Genomic DNA, 17,289 nt, shown 5'->3' with positions numbered 1-17,289 from the left:
CGACCGTGACCGCGACGATCCTTGACGGCAAGGCAACCCGGAACGCCATCCTGGACGAGCTCCGCGTCCGGGTCGCGGCGCTCGCCGAGCGCGGCGTCGTCCCCGGGCTGGGCACGGTGCTGGTCGGCGACGACCCCGGCTCGCACGCGTACGTGCGCAGCAAGCACAACTTCTGCAAGAAGATCGGCCTCAACTCGATCCGCCGCGACCTCCCGGCGGAGACCACGCAGGCCGAACTCGAAGCGGTCGTCGAGGAACTGAACGCGAACGCCGACTGCACGGGCTACCTGGTGCAGTTGCCGCTACCGGGCCACCTCGACGCGGGCCGTGTCCTGGAGCGGATCGATCCGGCCAAGGACTCCGACGGTCTGCACCCGGTCAGCCTCGGCAAGCTCGTCTTGGGCGACTCGGGTCCGCTGCCATGCACGCCGGTTGGCATCGTCGAGTTGCTGCGCCGCTACGAGGTACCGCTGGCGGGCGCGCGCGTCACCGTCGTCGGTCGTGGGGTGACGGTGGGCAGGCCGCTGGGTCTGCTGCTGACCCGCCGCAGCGAGAACGCGACCGTGACCCTCTGCCACACCGGCACCAAGGACCTGGCCGCCGAAGTGCGCCGCGCGGACATCGTGGTGGCCGCGGCGGGCAACGCGGGCCTGATCACCGCGGACATGGTCAAGCCGGGCGCCGCGGTGCTCGACGTCGGTGTCACCCGCACCGACGCGGGCCTGGTCGGTGACGTGCACGCGGACGTGCGGGAGGTCGCGGGCTGGCTGGCCCCGATGCCCGGCGGCGTCGGCCCGATGACCATCGCGATGCTGCTGAGCAACACCGTCGAGGCGGCCGAGCGGAACCTGCGGGCGTGAGCGACGGCCCGCGGCGCGGCAGGCACCCCGCGCTGGTCCACCTGCCGTTCGCCATGGTGTTGGCGGTCGTCGCCCTCGGCCTGGTGCGGATCCTCCAGTTCTACTGGCGCGAGGGGTCCATCTGGATCGGACTGGCGCTGCTGCTGGCCGCGGGCCTGCGGATCGTGCTGCGCGACGAGCAGGCCGGTCTGGTCGCCATCCGCAGCCGGGCGGTGGACGTGCTGCTCTACGGCCTGTTCGGCGTCGTGGTGATCGCGGTCGCGCTGACCATCGAGGGCGGCTGGCTCACCCGCTGAAGCCGCCGACCTCGGCGATCAACCGGGCCGACGCCGCCTCGTCCAGCGCGACGCTGAGCAGTTCGACGACCACCTGGTCGTACCGCTTGACCTCGACGGAGTCCTCGACGAACAGGCTGGACGTGCGGTTCTCCAGCAGCACCAGCGCGCCCCGGTTGGGGAACTGCATGCGCCGGAACGACCCGCGCAGCCCGGGGTGCCCGTGCCCGAGCCGCGGCACGACCCGGATCGTCACGTCCGGTTTCTCGCCCGCCTCCATCAGGTACCTGAGCTGCCCGCGCATGACGTCGTGGCCGCCGACGGGCGTGCGCAGCGCCGCCTCGGTCAGGATCGCGTAGTAGCGCGGCGGGCGCGGTCGGCGCAGCACGGCCTGTCTGCGGATGCGGTCGGCGGTGCGGTCCTCGACCGAGGGCTCCTCGGCCATGTCGACCTCGCGCAGCACCGCCTGCGCGTACGGGACGGTCTGCAGCAGGGCGGGCACCAGCGTCGCCTGGTAGTCGACCAGCATGTCGGCCTTCGACTCCAGCACCCGCAGCGTGGCCGACGGCCGCTGCTCCGGCCACGCCGTCGGCTCGGTGGCGTCGCGGGCCAGCGCGACCAGGTCGTCCCGGCGGGACTCGCCCACCCCGTAGATGGCCAGCAGCGCCTCGACGTCGTCGAGTTTGTGCGGTCTGCGACCGTTCTCCAGCCTGCTCAGCTTGGAGGTGCTGATCCCGGTCTTGGCGGTCACCTCGGCCAGGCTCATGCCCGCCGTCTCGCGGTGGCGGCGCAGTTCCTCCCCGAGCAGTTCGAGCCGGACGGTGGTCTCGGCGGCGTGCAACGTCACGGGCCTCATGATTAGACCGCGCGCGGTCGCATACCCACTGGTAGCGGCCTTTGTCGGGGCAAGTCCACCCGAAGGGGTCGAGACCCTGGTAACACCGGCCGTTGCCGCGGACCCCGGCTTGGTAGCCTCCGGGGGCCGGGCGACGCCGCCGACAGGGCACCTACTTGACTGCCGCGTGACCTCCCTGTGCTGACACATTCCGTCTGTCTCGGGAGGATCTGCCAAGTGGCACCCGTCAACGTCACCGTCACCGGCGCGGCAGGCCAGATCGGCTACGCCCTGCTCTTCCGCATCGCCTCGGGCGCCCTGCTCGGCCCGGACACCAAGGTGAACCTGCGGCTGCTGGAGATCCCGCAGGCGGTCAAGGCCGCCGAGGGCACCGCGATGGAGCTGGACGACTGCGCGTTCCCGCTGCTGTCGGGCATCGAGGTCACCGACGACGCGAAGAAGGCGTTCGACGGGGCGAACGTGGCGCTGCTGGTCGGCGCCCGGCCGCGGACCAAGGGCATGGAGCGCGGTGACCTGCTGGCGGCCAACGGCGGCATCTTCAAGCCGCAGGGCGAGGCCATCAACGCCGGTGCCGCGTCGGACATCAAGGTCTTGGTGGTCGGCAACCCGGCCAACACCAACGCGCTGATCGCCCAGCAGCACGCCCCGGACGTCCCGGCCGCGCGGTTCACCGCGATGACCCGGCTGGACCACAACCGGGCCATCTCGCAGCTCTCGGCGAAGCTGGGCGTGCCGGTGGACGAGATCAAGAAGCTGACCATCTGGGGCAACCACTCGGCGACCCAGTACCCGGACGTCTTCCACACCGACGTCAACGGCACGTCGGCGGCCGACCTGGTCGACGAGGCGTGGCTGGCCGACACCTTCATCCCGACCGTGGCCAAGCGCGGCGCGGCGATCATCGAGGCGCGCGGCGCGTCCTCGGCGGCGTCTGCGGCCAACGCGGCCATCGACCACGTGCACGACTGGGTGCTGGGCACCGCGGCGGGCGACTGGACCTCGATGGCGATCCCGTCGGACGGCTCGTACGGCGTGCCCGAGGGCATCATCTCGTCGTTCCCGGTGACCTGCGCGGACGGCGAGTACCAGATCGTGCAGGGTCTTGAGGTCAACGAGTTCTCCCGGGCCCGGATCGACGCCTCGGTGGCCGAGTTGGTCGAGGAGCGCGACGCGGTCAAGGGCCTCGGTCTCATCTGATCTGTGCATCACCGCCACGGCGGCCCGCGCTGTTTCGGCAGTGCGGGCCGTCGTTGTGTTTTACGGTGCGAAGGTGACCTTCATCCCGTGGCCGGTACCGGAGCCGGTTTTACCCGCAGGCGTTAACCCCGTCCTGCACGACGCCGCCACGTCGGCCGTGGCGGCGTACAGGTCGGCGCGGAAGATGCATACCCGGCAGGCGCTCTCGGAAGAGGTGGCGATGGGCGCCGACGGGACGCCCAGCATGCAGGTCGACCTGCTGGTCGAGGACGCGATCGCCGAGTCGGCGCAGGCCAACCGGGTGAACCTGCTGTCCGAGGAGGCCGGGTTCGTCGACAACGGTTCCGCCACGACGCTGGTCGTCGACCCGTTGGACGGTTCCGCCAACGCCGCCGCGGGCATCCCGCTGTCGTGCTTCTCGGCGGTGTTGACCCGCGACTCGATCGCGGTCGAGGCGCTCACGGTCTGGCTGGACACCGGCCGGTCGTGGTGGGCCCGGGTTGGACAGTCCACTCCATACCGGACGACCGGCCGGAAGTCGCTGGACGGCGCGTCGGTGTCGCTGCTGCGGCCCAAGCGGACGAGCGCGGCGGCGTGGCAGCGGGTGTCCGGCCGGGCCGGGCGGGTGCGAGTCCTGGGGACGACCTGCCTGGAGACGGCGCTGGTCGCCGAGGGCACGGTGGACGCGTTCGTCGACCCCGGCTCGGACACGCTGCGCATCGTCGACCTGGCGGCGGCGCTGGTCCTGGTCCCGGCCGCGGGCGGGGCGGTGGTCGACGCGCACGGCAGGCCGTTGGACTTCGACCCGGACCTGACCCGCCGGTGGTCCGGCATCGCCGCGGCCAGTGGGGAACTGGCCGACCAGATCGCGGAGACCGTGCTCGGCTGAACCCGGGCCGACGGGTCCGTCATCGGTGCCGGGCGGCGCCGTCTCACCGGCGCGGCGGGAGCGCCCAGGTGGACAGTCCACTCGGGTCTTCGGGCGGTTGGTGAGTTGGCCACCGGTTCCGGCTCCACCAATGGGTTGCGGGATCCCCCGGATATACCGAGCGGGGGTCCGAATGCGGGTTGAATCGTGCCTCGAACGAGCCTGTATGCCCCGATAGCGTGAACGTATCGCCATTGGCATCACGGGCTGCCGCCACATGCGTTTCCCTGCTGACAGTTCGCCAACCCGACGCGCGAACACCAGGACAGGAGGCAACGAGATGACCACCGACGCCGAGCACTCCGAGCAGATCATCTCGCACTACGGCGGCAGCACTCCTGTCCGCTCGCGCTGGACCTACCGCGCCAGCGAGCCCTACACCGTGGTCGCCGCGTTCCAGGCCGACACCGACCGCTGGGTCGAGTGGATCTTCGGCCGCGACCTGCTGGCCGAGGGCCTCGTCCGCGCCACCGGCGACGGCGACGTCCGGCTCGCCCCGGTCACCAGCGGCGGCCGCCCGGTGCTGGCCCTGGAGATCGAGTCCCCGGACGGGCACGCCGTGCTGGAGCTCGACCACGCCGCCGTGCAGTCGTTCCTCGCCGCCACCACCGACATCGTGCCGCTGGGCAGCGAGAGCGACTACTTCGACATCGACGCGCTGATCGAGGAGATCACCAACGTCTGACCCGACCACCCCGACCTTGTTCGACACTCGATCACGAGGGGTGGGCCGGTGAACCCGATACCGAACGACGGCCGCCTCCAGCAGGCGGCCGTCGCTCATTCGCTCACGCGCAGGCCTGCACCAGGGTGTTGAACGCGTTGACCTTCTTCTTCGCCCAGTCGGTGACCGAAGCCGGGTTCAGGTTCGGCGCGTTGAGCGACTTGACCTGGTCGGCCATGCCGTTGATGGCGTCCCGCAGGGTCGCGTCCCCCGCCTTGTCGGCCAGTTTGCCCAGGTCGTCCGCGGTTTTCTTGGCGTCTTCCGCGGTCTTCTCCAGGTTCTGCGCGCTCGGCGTGAAGTTCGCCAGCCGCAGCGCGTCCAGGCAGACGCTCGCCTTGTCGGTGCTGTTGCTCACCGAGTTCGACGCGTCGCGGACGGTCTCGCAGGCGGTCAGCGCCAACGCCGCCGCGGTCACGGCCATCGCCAGCCGGTAACGCATGACTCCCCCGGTGGGTGTGTCGGTTTGCCTCAGCCGGTGACGAACACGCTGCCGTCCGGCTCGCCCCCCTTGGGCTTGGCCAAACAGTACAGGTACGACCGGTCCGGACTGCCCGTTTTGCTCGGCAAGATCTCGATCTCCCAGCCGTCGGTGCTCTGACCCGGCACGGTGCGCGCGGTCATCACCGCCGCCGTGCAGACCCGGCTGACCTCGGGCAGCTTCGCGATCGCGGTGCCGGTCATGTCCTCGGCGCCCTTGGGCAGCCAGGTGCCGGTGAACGCCTGCCAACTGTGCTCGGCACCGCAGTCCGTCGGCCGCGCCTTGATGTCGACGTCGGCGATGTTGACCAAGCCCCCGAAGCACTTGTCCTGCACGCAGAAGCCGTTGATGTCGCTACCCGCGCACGCGGTCATGCCCGGCGGGGCCGCAGCAGGCGCGGCGGCTGCCGCAGTCGGTTGGGATGCCTGCGTAGTGGTCCCGGCAGTGCCGGTAAGGCCTCTTAGCAAGAATCCACCGGCTACCAGAGCGGGAACCACTACTACGGCGGCCGCAGCCTTGAGGACCTTGACGCGGTTGGTGGAGACCGTTGGCAGCGGACGGATTGGCCGTAGTCCGTCGAGTTCGTCTCTTAGCTGCGCGGCATTCGTAGTGCGCCTGGACGAGTCGGCCGCAAGAGCGTTGAGCAGGGCGGCATTGAGCGCGGGAGGTGCGTCCTCGATGGGAGATACCGGCGCGCGTAAGGCGGCGATCAAACCGTCCAACGATTGCGCGGGCCACGGGATGTCACGCGGGCGCGCACCGGAAGCGAGCATGTAGAGGGTCGCGGCGAGCGAGTAGATGTCGCCTTGCGGGCTGGGAGCGGCATGCGCGAAGACTTCGGGAGCAGCGTAGTACGGGCTCAGCGCCCCTACGGTGACGGTGCTCTCGGCGTGCGCGTCCAGGATCGCCGCGAGCCCGAAGTCGGCCAGCTTCACCGTGCCGAACCCGTTGACCAGGATGTTCGCCGGTTTGATGTCGCGGTGCAGAATCCCCAAGTTGTGCACGCGAGCCAGGGCGTCGGCGAGCCGCGCGCCCATCTCGATAACCTCGTGCGCAGGTAGCCGTCCTCGCCGGGCCAAGACGTCGGCGAGGGAACCGCCGGTGCACAGTTCCATGACGATGTAGGGCCTACCGTCAACGGTTACACCCGCGTCGTACACGTTCACCACGTGCGGGTGCCCGGATAGTCGCGCTGCGGCACGGGCTTCGCGGAGGAACCGCTCACGGTCGCGGTCGGTTTGCAGCACGCGGTTGTCGACCTTCACGGCGACGTCGCGCTGCAGCCGGTCTTGGCGGGCGAGGAACACGGTCCCGAAACCGCCTTGGCCCAAGGGAGCGCCGAGGGTCAACCCGGGGATCACCGGCGGGCGGGGTGTCACATGCACCGGAGGAATGTACTTCTATGGTTGAACCGATGTACTCACCCACGATCGTCGACCGCGTCACCGGCCACTGCGGCGAACTCGTCCTACGCCGCGCGGACCCCCACTACGAGATCATCGCCAACGGCATGTTCCTCATGGACACCCGCGCGGGCGACTCGGAACGGTTGCTGGTCCGCACCGCCGTCGCGCACATGCCCGGCCCACGCCTGCTGATCGGCGGCCTCGGCGTCGGCTTCTCCCTCCGCGAGGCCCTGGCCCTGGGCGTCGAGTCGGTGGTGGTCGTCGAACGCGAACCCGCCGTCATCCGCTGGAACGCGGAGTTCTTCGGAAACCCCACCGCGGACTGCGTCCAAGCCGACCTCGTCTCCTGGCTGCACACCACCCCGACCCGTTTCGACGCCATCTGCCTCGACATCGACAACGGCCCCGACTGGACCCTGTCGGAGGACAACGCCACCCTGTACTCCGACGCGGGCCTCGCCCTCCTCCACTCCCACCTCACCCCCGGCGGGATGCTGACCGTCTGGAGCGCATCAGCCAGCCGCACCTTCGAATCCGCCCTCCGCACACGTTTCCCGTCAGTGAAAACGCTGTCAGTGGACGTCCCCCGCGGCGAACCCGACGTGGTTTTCATCGCCTGTTAGGCCTTCGCTTTGGCCTTGGCTTCCTTCTTGAAGGCACGCACCTCGGCCAGACTCTCCGCATCGGTCACATCCGCGACCGACCTCCGCGACCCATCCAACCCATAATCCCCGGCAGCCTCCCGCCACCCCCTCGGCCGCACCCCGCGCTGCTTACCCAACAACGCCAAGAAAATCTTCGCCTTCTGCTCCCCAAACCCCGGCAACCCCTTGAGCCGCTTCAACACCTCGGCCGCACTGAGCCCCTTCTCCCAAATCCTCGTCACATCCCCGTCATACTCGGACACGATAAACTGACAAAGCACCCGCACCCGCCGCCCCATCGACCCCCCATACCGATGAATAGCAGGCGGCGTCACCGCCAACTCCACAAACGCCTCTTCGTCATACTCGGCGATCTCACGCACATCCAGCCTGTTCCCCAACCGCGTGTAAAGCTTGAACGGCCCCTTGAACGCGATCTCCATCTGGATCTGCTGATCAAGCAACATACCGAGCAACAACGCCAGCGGACTCTCCTCCAGGAGCGCGTCCGCCTCAGGATCTTGGGCGATGCAAAGTTTAGGTGCCATGGCACCCATGGTGACACGCAGACGCGCCCGACGCGTCATCCCCGCCGCCTACGCCAGGTAGGTGGCGCAGGTCGCTATGATGAGCCGGTTCGCGCTGGTCATGAGGTCGGTGCAGGCGGGGTCGGGTGGAGGTGCGTGGGCGTGGTTGACAAGTTCCGCGACCCGATGCTGACCCCGCGGGACGTCGTCCGCCATCTTGAGATTCCCGCCTCGACTGTGCGGCGTTGGCTGGGCGAGAAAGCCAACGGGACACCGCTGGTCCACCAGGTCACCCCGGAGAAGCGCGGGCGGGCGTCAGTCCCGTTCGTCGCGGTGGTCGAGGCGTACGTGTTGCGGTCGCTGCGCGACCTCGGTCTGAGCATGGCGAAGATCAGGCAGGCTGCCGCGGAGATCCGCAAGACGTTCGACACGCCATTCGCCCTCGCGACGAAGAAGATAACCACGGACGGAGTGGACATCTTCGTGCACTACGCCGGTGACGAATTGGCAAGGATCGGGGACAACCAACAGCCGATCCGCCAGATCATCGACGAGTACCTGCACTACATCGAATGGGACCAGGCGGACGATTTCGCGGGCAGCCTGCGACTCCGGCAGTACCCGGACGCCGCGCCGGTGATCCTGGACCCCAGGTTCGGCCATGGTGTCCCGGTGCTCAAGTCGAGCAAGGTCCCGGTCGACTCCATCGTCGACCTGTGGCTCGCCGGGGAGTCGTTCTCCGCCGTGGCCTACGAATACGATTTGGCCGACGACCAGGTCGAAGCGATTTGTCGAGTTCATGCCAGCCACGCCGCATGAGTTTTTCCTGGACCGCGGGTTGGGCCGCAGGGTCGCCGAACGCCTGACCGAACTCGGCTGGGTGGTGCACCGGGCAGCCGAGCACTTCCCGGACGACGCGCAGCACGTCGCGGATGAGGATTGGCTCACCTACGGGCTGGAGCGAGGCTGGTCCCCACTGTGCAAGGACGGTCGCATCAGAGGCCGACAGGCTGAGCGCGCCCCGATCGAACGTATGGGCGCGACCCTGTTCTACCTCGACAACCAGCGACTCATCGTGGACGCCATGGTCGACCGGTTCGAGAGATCACGCACAGAGATCCTCCGCGCCGTAGCGCGCGGCGGCCCGGCAGCGTACGCCGTTCGCGAGCACGACATCCGGCGGACCTGGCCGTAGACCGGTCACCGTGATCACGGGTACGTCACGTACTTGACGTACCTGAGCGCTCGGCTCACCATGTTCACAGATAGGGAGGTGGGTGTGAACGCTGTGCATCTGGACAGCTACACGGCGGCGCGGGCGCACTTGAAGGAGTTGCTGGACGCGGCGCAGCGGGGGCATGTGGCGACGGTGACCAGGGACGGGGTGCGGATCGCGCTGGTTGACGTGGGGCGGATGCGGGACTTGCTGGCCTCGATCATCGGGTCGGGGGCGGAGGTGGTAGCCGAGGGGGGCGGCTGGTCGGTGTTCATCCCGGGGTTGCCGGTGGCCGCTGACGGGGCGACGTTCGAGGAGGCGGTGGGCGAGATGGTGGTCGCGCTGCGGGAGTACGCCGAGGACTGGCAGGCTCGGCTTTCGCAGGCGCCCAACCACCGGGATCACTGGGGGTTGGTGCAACTGGTCAGCCTGAGCGACGACCACCAGTTGCGTGATTGGCTGGTGGGGGACTCCCGGTGACCTGGCCCCGGCCGAGCAGGCGGGATCACGAGGCGTTCTGCCGGGTCGAGGGCTGGGAGCGGGTACGCGTCGCGCGAGGGCGTACCGGAACCCACCACGTCACCTACGAACTGCACCTGCCGGACGGGCGGATTCTGCGGACGCGGGTGTCGCACCCCGTTGACCGCACGGACTACGGCCGGAGCATCGGGGCGCACATCCTGCGCGACCAGTTGGCGGTGTCCGAAGAGGAGTTCTGGGCGTGCACGCGCGATGGCACTAAACCGCGTCGTGGTGTGCCGAGAGCGCCTGCCGAGACGTTGCCTGCGAAGCTGGTTTTCGTGTTGCTTAGCAAAGTCGGCCTTGCCGAAGACGACGTCGCCCGCATGTCGCGGGATGAGGCGATCGCCCGGGTGAACCGCTTCTGGGCTGAAGGGGGGTGACTACCTCTTGGCCTCGGCCGCGGTGCGGAGGGCGGTGATGAGGGTCGTCAAGGTTGGCTGGTCGTGGGCGGATTCGCGGGTGGCGGCGTGGATTTGGCGGAGGGGTTCGGGGTGGCGCAGGCGCCGGACGACGGTGCCGGGGTGGGGGTTGGAGAGGGCCATGACGGGGATGAGGCAGACGCCGAGGCCCGCGGCGACGAAACCCTGGGCGTTGGTGTAGTCCTCGCTCTCGACCATGACGTTCGGGGTGAAACCGGCGGCGGCGCAGGCGTCGAGGACGATTTGCCAGCAGGGGCCGCCCGCGGGCCATTCGCCGACCCAGGGGTCGTTGGCGAGGTCGGCGAGGTTGATGACGCGTTTGCCCGCGAGGCGGTGGCCGCGGGGGAGGACCACCCGGTACGGGTCGTCGAGCAGGTGGATCAGCCGGACGCCGCGGGGGGCGTGCCGGGGGTGGACGACGATGGCGAGGTCGGCGTCGCCGCGGGCCACCTCGGGGAGCGGGTCGCCGGGGTCGACCAGTTTCAGGTCGACCTGGATGCCGGGGTGGGCGCGGCGGAGTTCGGCGAGGGCGGGTGGGACGAGGGCGGAGCCCGCGGTGGCGAAGTAGCGGACGGCGAGCCTGCCGGTGTGGCCCGCGCGGAGGTCGGCGAGCGCGGTCTCGGCCTCGGCGACCTGGCGGGAGATGATCGCGGCGTGTTCGGTGAGGAGCCGACCGGCCGCGGTGGGTTGGACGCCGCGGCCGACGCGTTCGAGGAGGGCGACGCCGGTGGCCTTCTCCAGTGCGGCGATCTGCTGGCTGATCGCGGACGGGGTGTAGCCGAGGTTGGTGGCGGCGGCGGTCACCGAGCCGCTGGTGACCACGGCGCGGAGGACCTGGAGCCTGCGCACGTCGAGCATGTAGCTCAGCTTAACGGTCCATGCACGACATTTCACTTGTTCTGGAAGGACCGCTGAGTCATCGTGACCGTGGAACAGCCGGTCAGGAGGACGAAACGCATGGTCAGCAGTAGGGGGACGCTCCTCAGGATGGGGGCGCTGGCGCTGGTGTGGGGTTCCAGCTTCTTGTGGATCAAGTTGGCGCTGCGCGGGTTGGACCCGGTGCAGATCACCGCCACCCGGTGCACCCTGGGGGCGCTCGTGGTGCTCGGTCTCTGCCTCTCGGCGCGGTACCGGTTACCGCGCTCGCCCGGACTGTGGGCCCGGATGGTCGTCGTGGCGTTCTTCGGCAGCGCGTTGCCGTTCACGTTGTTCGGCATCGGCGAGCGCACTGTCGACTCCGGAGTCGCGGGTGTGCTGAACGCGACCACCCCGCTGTGGGCGTTGCTGATCGGGATCGTCCTCCGGTCCGAACGCGACCTGCGGCCGGTGCGGCTGGGCGGTCTGCTGCTCGGCTTCGCGGGCACCACACTGATCTTCGCGCCGTGGCAGCAGGCGGGCCTGGCCAGTTGGGGGTCGCTGATCATCCTGGCGGGCGCGGCGAGCTACGCGGTCAGCTACGCCTACGTCGGCCGGTTGATGACCGGCAGCGGCACCGCCCCGCTCGCGCTGTCGGCCACCCAGTTGGTCATCTCGACCACGATGGCCGCCCTGGTCCTGCCGGTCGGCGGCCTGGACGCCGTCCACCTGAGCCCGGCCGTGCTGATCTCCGTCGGCATCCTGGGGGTGTTCGGCACCGGGGTCGCGTTCGCCATCAACTACCGGTTGATCGCCGACGAGGGCCCGACCAACGCGACCACCGTCGGCTACCTGCTGCCGGTCGTGTCGGTGCTGCTCGGCGCCGCGTTCCTGGGTGAGGGCCTGAACCTGCGGGTCATCGCGGGCATGGTCGTGGTGCTGGTCGGGGTCGGGATGACGCGGTGGCGGAAGAAGGCGCCGTCACCGGTGCTCGCCGAGGACACCACCGGCGCGCTCGCGGGCACCCGCTAGACCAGGCGGCGGTCCGAGGCCCAGCGGGACAGCTCGTAGCGGTTGGACAACTGGGTCTTGCGCAGGACGCTGGACACGTGCGTCTCGACCGTCTTGACCGAGATGAACAGCTCCGACGCGATCTCCTTGTAGGCGTAGCCGCGGGCCAGTAAACGCAGCACGTCGCGCTCGCGGGGCGTCAGCAGGTCCAGCTCGGGGTCGCTGATCGGGGCGGCCCCGGGCCGGTCGGCGAAGGCGTCCAGCACGAAGCCCGCCAGTCGGGGGGAGAACACCGCGTCGCCCTCGGCCACCCGGAGCACCGCGGTCACCAGTTCCTGGCTGGAGATCGTCTTGGTGACGTAGCCGCGGGCGCCCGCCCGGATCACCGCGATGACGTCCTCGGCCGCGTCGGACACCGACAGGGCCAGGAACACGACCTCCGGGTACGCCTTGCGGGCCTGCCGGAGCACCTCGGCGCCGCCGCCGTCGGGCATGTGCACGTCGAGCAGCACCACATCCGGGCGCAGGTGCCCGATCCCGGCCACCGCCTCGCCGACGGTGCCCGCCTCGCCGATGACCTCGATGTCGTCGGTCAGCGTGTCCAACTCGGCGCGCACCCCGGCGCGGAACATGCTGTGGTCGTCGACCAGGTAGACGCGGACCAAGCGCTTCTCACTCATGTGGACACCTTCGCACGCGGCATGTGCAACTGAACCTCTGTCCCGTCGCCGGGGGCGGTGCGCAGGCGGATCTCACCGCCGTTGCGCTCCATCCTGCCCCGGATCGAGTCGGCGAGGCCATGCCGGTCGTCGGGGACCTCCTCCGGGGTGAAGCCCTTGCCGCGGTCGCGCACGAAGACGGTGACCTTCTCGGCCTCGACCTCGGCGTACACCGAGACCTCGGCGACCCCGGCGTGCTTGGCGGCGTTGACCATCGCCTCGCGCGCGGCCATGACCACCGCCATCAGCCGTTCGTCGATCTCGCAGTCACCGACCACCACGTGCCCGACCTTGATGGCGAAGGTGTCCTCCACCTCGCCGGACGCGCGGGTCAGGGCGTCGGCCAGCGAGCCGCCCGCGAGTCCCTCCGCCGCGCTGGCGCGGCCGTAGCCGGACGGCCCGTAGAGCCAACTGCGCAGTTGCCGCTCCTGGCCGCGGGCGAGCCGGAGCACCTCGCGCGGCGCGTCGACCTGCTTCTGGATGAGCGCAAGCGTTTGCAGGACGGAGTCGTGCAGGTGCGCGGCGATCTCGGCGCGCTCCTCGGTGCGGATGCGGGCCCGCCGCTCCTCGCCGAGGTCGCGGACCAGCCGCAACCACCACGGCACGGTGATCACCGCGACCCCGACCAGCGCGGCCACCACCGCCAGCAGCGCGAACTGCACCTGGTCCAGGCCGATGCTGCTGATCAGGAAGATCGCGATGCCGGTGGCGACCAGCGCGGCACCGGAGAGCACCCTGATCATCGCCGCCCGGCCGCCGCCGCCGAGCACCGCGCCGCGCACCCGCCGCCGCTGCGACTGGTCGGCCTCCCGCCAGACCAGCGCCGCGCCGACCAGGGCCACCCCGGTCGCGCCCGCCACCCAGCCGTTGACCGTGCCGGACAGCGTCCCGGCGCCGATGGTCAGGCCCGCGCCCAGGGCGACCAGGCCGAACGCCTGCTGCCGCTCCCGACCGGTGACCTCCGGCGCGGGCGCGTCCGCGGGCACCTGCGGGACGAAGATCCAGAGCAGCCCGTAGGCCACCACCCCGGCCCCGCCCAGCGCCGCGAGCAGCGCGAACGCCACCCGCACGTAGAGCACCGGCACCCCGAGGTGGTCGGCGACGCCCCCGGCGACACCAGCGACGGCGCGACCGGTCCGGCGGCGGTGCACCCGGGTCTCCCCCGGCACCGCCACCCCGGTCCTGGACCGCTCGATGTCCGTCTCCACCGCTCCGTGCTCCCGCAGCGCCGCTGTCACGTCCAGAATGCTCACACGCGCGGGCGCGCGCCACATCGGGGTTCGACCCTGACCGCGAAGTCAGGGTCAGCCCCCGATGCGAAACCCCCTGGTCGGGCGCGATGCTGGTCATCGTGAGTGGAACAGCGAACCAGGCGCGGCACACCGCGTCGAGCGTGGAGGACACGCTCAAGGACTTCTGGGCCTCGCGCCCGCGGCGGCCACGCCAGGGCCGCAAGCTCGCGGGCGTGGCGGCCGGGATCGGCAGCCGGTACGGGGTCGACCCGATCATCATCCGGGTGGCGTTCGCCGTCGCGACGTTCTACGGCGGCGCGGGCATCGCCGCCTACCTGATCGGCTGGCTGCTGTTCGCCGAGGTCGACGACGAGGTGTCGCCGGTCGAGGCGCTGCTGCAGCGCGGCCGCAGCGCGACCTCGCCGCAGTTCGCGGTGGCGCTGGTCGTCGGCGTGATCGCGACGGTCAGCATCGGGTTCGACTTCGAGGGCTACGTCGGGTTCGCCGTCGTGCTCGGGCTGCTTTTCCTGCTGCACCGCTACCGGGGGCAGCAGAACCGACCGGTACCGGAGCAGGCCGCGCAGGCCGCCCCGGTGATGACCATGCCGTTCCCGGTGGACGAGACGACCGAGGTGCCGACGCCGATGACCGTGAACCAGCCCCCGGCCTACCAGCCGGTCGGCTACCCGACCGAGCCGCCCGCGTGGGACCCGCTGGGTGCGGCCCCGTTCGCGTGGGACCTGCCCGAGCCCGCCGCGCCGATGTCCGACCCGGAGCCGCCCACGCCGCGGCGCCGGTCCAAGGTCGGGCCGGTCACGCTGGCGGTGGTGTTCCTCGCGGTCGGTGTCTCGGTGCTGTTTGGCCTGCGCGCCGACGGCTGGTTCAGCGTCCGCCACCTGATCGGCGGGGTGCTCGCCATCCTCGGCCTCGGCCTGGTGGTCGGCGGGTTCACCCGGGGCGGGCGCGGTCTGATCGGGTTGGCGATGCCGCTGGCGGCACTGGGGATCGCGATGACCGTGGTGTGGCCCAACGGGTTCCGCGCCAACGCGGTCGGCGACGTCCACGTGACCCCGCAGACCCTGGCGGACGTGCGGAGCGACTACAGCCGCGACATCGGCTCGGTGGCCGTCGACCTCAGCGCGCTGCCCAAGTCGGGCTCGGTCGACGTGACCGCGGAGGCGGGGGTGGGCGAGGTCGACGTGATCGTCCCGGCCACCGCGGACGTCACGGTGTACTGCGAGGCGGGCATCGGCGACGTCGACTGCCTCGGTGAGTCCCGCAGCGGGACCGACACCGCCGTCCGCAAGACCGACCTCGGCACCGACGGCGAGGGCGGCCTCAAGATCGAACTGCGTGCCGAGGTCCACGGACCCGGGAATGTGAGGGTGACCCGTGGCTGACAACCAGAAGTCCCGCCGGTTCGACCCGCTGGCCCTGATCGCGGGCCTGGCCACGCTGGCGGCCTCGTCCTACGTGCTGACCGACGGGCGGATCTGGGTGCCGTCGCTGGACCCGCGGTGGATGATCGCGGGGGCGGCGGTGCTGGTCGGCGTGTCGCTGCTGGGGTGCTCGCTGCGGGGCAAGCGCAAGTAGTCGACCACACCACTCACGCGGAAGGCCCGGCCACCTCGGCCGGGCCTTCGTCGCGTCCAGGGGTGAGCTACCGGCGCAGCGCCGCCGGGGCTGTGGCCGGGACAGCGGGGTTTACCGGGGCGACCGGCGGCACCGGCCGGTACCCGTCCCCCTGGGCGGGCCGCTGGTCCGCCTCACCCTTGTTGGGCCACAACGAGAACGCGCGCTCGGCCTGGGCGGTGATGGTGAGCGACGGGTTGACGCCGAGGTTGGCGGTGATCGCGGACCCGTCGACCACGGAGACACCAGGGTAGTTGTGCAGCCGGTGGTACGGGTCGATCACGCCGTCCGCGGGGGTCTCGCCGATCGGGCAACCGCCGATGAAGTGGGCGGTGAGCGGGATGTCGAAGAGTTCGCCCCAGGTGCCGCCGGGCATGCCGTCGATGTGTTTGGCGGTGAGCTGGTTCGCCGCGTAGCCCGCGGGGATGAAGGTGGGGTTGGGCGTGCCGTGGCCTTGACGGGAGGTGTACTTGCGGCGGCCGAAGCGGCCCCGGCGGGTGTAGGTGGTGATGGAGTTGTCGAGGCTCTGCATCACCAGGAGGATCACGGTGCGCTCACTCCAGCGGTAACCCTGGAGGAGTCGGGCGGTCTGGATGGGGTGGCGGAGGGCGAACCGCAGGGCTTGGCGGTACCTCGGGGTGGGCAGCGACCCGTCGGTGGCGAGGGTCTGCAGCAGGCTCATCGCGTTGCTGCCCTTGCCGTAGCGGACCGGTTCGATGTGGGTGTTGTCGTCGGGGTGGAACGACGAGGTGATGGCGACGCCCCGGCTGAAGTCGCGGTCTGGGTCCACTGTGGTGCGACCCGCGCCGATGATGGACTCGGAGTTGGTGCGGGTGAGCTCACCGAGGCGTTCGGACAGGTTGGGCAGGGTTCCGTTGTCCCGCATGGCGTGGAGCAGGTTTTGCGTCCCCCAGGTTCCCGCGGCCAGCACGACGTTTCGAGCCGTTATGGTGGTGCGGAAGGATTTTGAGCTGGTCCCGGTCTTGCGGAGGTCGACTTCGTACCCGTCGCCCCGGGGTCGGACGGCGGTGACCGTGGTCAAGGGGATGACCTGGGCGCCGTTTTTCTCCGCCAGGTACAGGTAATTCTTCACCAGGGTGTTCTTGGCGCCGACGCGGCAGCCGGTCATGCACGAACCGCATTCGGTGCAGCCGACGCGGGAAGGACCCGCACCGCCGAAAAACGGGTCGCCCACCGGCTTCCCTGGCTGTCCGAAGTAGACACCCACGGGCGTGGGCCGGTAGGTGTGCGCGACACCCATGTCGGTGGCGACCTTCTGCATGATCTCGTCGGAGGGGGTCACCGTGGGGTTGGTGACGACGCCGAGCATGCGGGCGGCCTGGTCGTAGTGCGGCGCCAGTTCCGTTTCCCAGTCGGTGATGTGGGCCCACTGGCGGTCTTGGTAGAACGGCTTGAGCGGCCGGTACAGGGTGTTCGCGTACACCAGGGAACCGCCGCCGACACCCGCGCCCGCGAGGACCAGGACGTCCTTGAGCAGGTGGATGCGTTGGATGCCGTAACAGCCCAGTCGCGGGGCCCACAGGTAGTTGCGCACGTCCCACGAGGTCTTGGCGAACTCGTCGTCGGCGAACCGGCGGCCCGCCTCGACGACGGCGACCCGGTAGCCCTTCTCGGTGAGCCGGAGCGCCGCGACGCTGCCGCCGAACCCGGAACCCACCACCACGACGTCGTAGTCCGGCTTGTTACCGGCGAGTTGCGCACCCATGCAGGCAGGCTAGGCGCACCCCGCCGGGCCGGGCTAGGGGGCGAGCGGGTTTTTCTGTGACC

Annotated in this window: 21 protein-coding genes; 13 read left to right on the top strand and 8 right to left on the bottom strand. The window is 70.2% G+C overall.

Annotated elements, in window-relative coordinates; all coding sequences use genetic code 11:
- The first annotated feature begins 5 nt into the window (after positions 1-5).
- Together H504_RS0108720 and H504_RS0108715 are read left to right on the top strand one after the other, a co-directional pair.
- Positions 6-860, top strand: coding sequence for a bifunctional methylenetetrahydrofolate dehydrogenase/methenyltetrahydrofolate cyclohydrolase (locus tag H504_RS0108720; protein WP_026422474.1), 855 nt, complete (start codon positions 6-8; stop codon positions 858-860).
- Positions 857-1,156, top strand: a complete 300-nt coding sequence (locus H504_RS0108715; RefSeq protein ID WP_026422473.1) for a DUF3017 domain-containing protein — start codon at positions 857-859, stop codon at positions 1,154-1,156. The genes H504_RS0108720 and H504_RS0108715 overlap by 4 nt, the downstream gene beginning before the upstream one ends.
- Here the strand turns inward: H504_RS0108715 and H504_RS0108710 are convergent.
- Entirely contained in the window at positions 1,146-1,982 is an 837-nt protein-coding gene (locus H504_RS0108710; RefSeq protein ID WP_051385631.1) for a helix-turn-helix domain-containing protein, read from the bottom strand. The genes H504_RS0108715 and H504_RS0108710 overlap by 11 nt on opposite strands.
- Positions 1,983-2,207: 225 nt before the next feature.
- Here H504_RS0108710 and H504_RS0108705 point away from each other — a divergent pair, with 225 nt between their 5' ends.
- The 3 genes from H504_RS0108705 (at position 2,208) to H504_RS0108695 (ending at position 4,801) form a co-directional block, all read left to right on the top strand.
- Positions 2,208-3,188 (top strand): malate dehydrogenase, encoded by a 981-nt coding sequence (locus H504_RS0108705; RefSeq protein WP_026422471.1) that lies wholly within the window; start codon positions 2,208-2,210, stop codon positions 3,186-3,188.
- Between the two features lie 73 nt (positions 3,189-3,261).
- A complete protein-coding gene (locus tag H504_RS0108700) occupies positions 3,262-4,077 on the top strand; it encodes an inositol monophosphatase family protein (RefSeq protein WP_026422470.1) in 816 nt (271 codons plus the stop codon).
- A 319-nt stretch (positions 4,078-4,396) separates the two neighbouring features.
- Positions 4,397-4,801, top strand: coding sequence for an SsgA family sporulation/cell division regulator (locus tag H504_RS0108695; protein ID WP_026422469.1), 405 nt, complete (start codon positions 4,397-4,399; stop codon positions 4,799-4,801).
- A 103-nt stretch (positions 4,802-4,904) separates the two neighbouring features.
- Here H504_RS0108695 and H504_RS0108690 read toward each other — a convergent pair whose 3' ends face one another.
- Both H504_RS0108690 and H504_RS33975 read right to left on the bottom strand, forming a co-directional pair.
- A complete protein-coding gene (locus H504_RS0108690; protein WP_026422468.1) occupies positions 4,905-5,279 on the bottom strand; it encodes a bacteriophage spanin2 family protein in 375 nt (124 codons plus the stop codon).
- 29 nt (positions 5,280-5,308) lie between these two features.
- Entirely contained in the window at positions 5,309-6,703 is a 1,395-nt protein-coding gene (locus tag H504_RS33975) for a serine/threonine-protein kinase (protein WP_245614123.1), read from the bottom strand.
- Between the two features lie 29 nt (positions 6,704-6,732).
- On the opposite strand from H504_RS33975, the gene H504_RS0108680 reads away from it, so the two are divergent.
- Positions 6,733-7,347 (top strand): spermidine synthase family protein, encoded by a 615-nt coding sequence (locus H504_RS0108680; RefSeq protein ID WP_035303747.1) that lies wholly within the window; start codon positions 6,733-6,735, stop codon positions 7,345-7,347.
- Here the strand turns inward: H504_RS0108680 and H504_RS0108675 are convergent.
- Complete coding sequence (locus H504_RS0108675) at positions 7,344-7,916, bottom strand: HhH-GPD-type base excision DNA repair protein (RefSeq protein WP_026422466.1); 573 nt, start codon at positions 7,914-7,916, stop codon at positions 7,344-7,346. The two genes, H504_RS0108680 and H504_RS0108675, sit on opposite strands and share 4 nt — an antisense overlap.
- Before the next feature lie 141 nt (positions 7,917-8,057).
- Between H504_RS0108675 and H504_RS0108670 the strand changes: the two genes are divergently transcribed.
- From H504_RS0108670 to H504_RS0108655, 4 genes are all read left to right on the top strand, one after another.
- Positions 8,058-8,714: a DUF433 domain-containing protein gene (locus H504_RS0108670; protein ID WP_026422465.1), complete on the top strand. Its 657-nt coding sequence runs from the start codon at positions 8,058-8,060 to the stop codon at positions 8,712-8,714.
- Positions 8,695-9,090: a PIN-like domain-containing protein gene (locus tag H504_RS0108665; RefSeq protein ID WP_026422464.1), complete on the top strand. Its 396-nt coding sequence runs from the start codon at positions 8,695-8,697 to the stop codon at positions 9,088-9,090. The genes H504_RS0108670 and H504_RS0108665 overlap by 20 nt, the downstream gene beginning before the upstream one ends.
- 84 nt (positions 9,091-9,174) lie before the next feature.
- Positions 9,175-9,591, top strand: a complete 417-nt coding sequence (locus tag H504_RS0108660; RefSeq protein WP_026422463.1) for a type II toxin-antitoxin system prevent-host-death family antitoxin — start codon at positions 9,175-9,177, stop codon at positions 9,589-9,591.
- Positions 9,588-10,013 (top strand): hypothetical protein, encoded by a 426-nt coding sequence (locus H504_RS0108655; RefSeq protein WP_026422462.1) that lies wholly within the window; start codon positions 9,588-9,590, stop codon positions 10,011-10,013. Before H504_RS0108660 ends, H504_RS0108655 begins: the two co-directional genes overlap by 4 nt.
- On the opposite strand, the gene H504_RS0108650 is transcribed toward H504_RS0108655, so the two are convergent.
- Positions 10,014-10,910, bottom strand: coding sequence for a LysR family transcriptional regulator (locus H504_RS0108650; protein ID WP_026422461.1), 897 nt, complete (start codon positions 10,908-10,910; stop codon positions 10,014-10,016).
- A 99-nt stretch (positions 10,911-11,009) separates the two neighbouring features.
- Here H504_RS0108650 and H504_RS0108645 point away from each other — a divergent pair, with 99 nt between their 5' ends.
- Positions 11,010-11,939 carry a DMT family transporter gene (locus H504_RS0108645; protein ID WP_026422460.1) on the top strand — a complete coding sequence of 310 codons (930 nt, stop codon included), beginning with the start codon at positions 11,010-11,012 and terminating at the stop codon, positions 11,937-11,939.
- On the opposite strand, the gene H504_RS0108640 is transcribed toward H504_RS0108645, so the two are convergent.
- Positions 11,936-12,598, bottom strand: a complete 663-nt coding sequence (locus H504_RS0108640; RefSeq protein WP_026422459.1) for a response regulator — start codon at positions 12,596-12,598, stop codon at positions 11,936-11,938. The genes H504_RS0108645 and H504_RS0108640 overlap by 4 nt on opposite strands.
- Positions 12,595-13,875, bottom strand: a complete 1,281-nt coding sequence (locus H504_RS33970; RefSeq protein ID WP_425394043.1) for a sensor histidine kinase — start codon at positions 13,873-13,875, stop codon at positions 12,595-12,597. Before H504_RS33970 ends, H504_RS0108640 begins: the two co-directional genes overlap by 4 nt.
- 113 nt (positions 13,876-13,988) lie before the next feature.
- Between H504_RS33970 and H504_RS0108630 the strand changes: the two genes are divergently transcribed.
- Both H504_RS0108630 and H504_RS0108625 read left to right on the top strand, forming a co-directional pair.
- The gene (locus tag H504_RS0108630) at positions 13,989-15,269 is read left to right on the top strand and encodes a PspC domain-containing protein (RefSeq protein WP_169735358.1); all 1,281 of its coding nucleotides are present in this window, start codon (positions 13,989-13,991) and stop codon (positions 15,267-15,269) included.
- On the top strand, positions 15,262-15,462 hold the full coding sequence (locus H504_RS0108625; RefSeq protein WP_026422457.1) for a hypothetical protein: 201 nt from the start codon (positions 15,262-15,264) through the stop codon (positions 15,460-15,462). Before H504_RS0108630 ends, H504_RS0108625 begins: the two co-directional genes overlap by 8 nt.
- Before the next feature lie 67 nt (positions 15,463-15,529).
- Here H504_RS0108625 and H504_RS0108620 read toward each other — a convergent pair whose 3' ends face one another.
- Entirely contained in the window at positions 15,530-17,227 is a 1,698-nt protein-coding gene (locus H504_RS0108620; protein WP_026422456.1) for a GMC family oxidoreductase, read from the bottom strand.
- Positions 17,228-17,289 lie beyond the last annotated feature (62 nt).

This window comes from Actinokineospora inagensis DSM 44258, from assembly GCF_000482865.1.
In the GTDB taxonomy this organism is placed as follows: Bacteria; Actinomycetota; Actinomycetes; order Mycobacteriales; family Pseudonocardiaceae; genus Actinokineospora; species Actinokineospora inagensis.
Note: the sequence above shows the minus strand (reverse complement) of the source record. Positions and strands in the feature narration are given on the sequence as shown.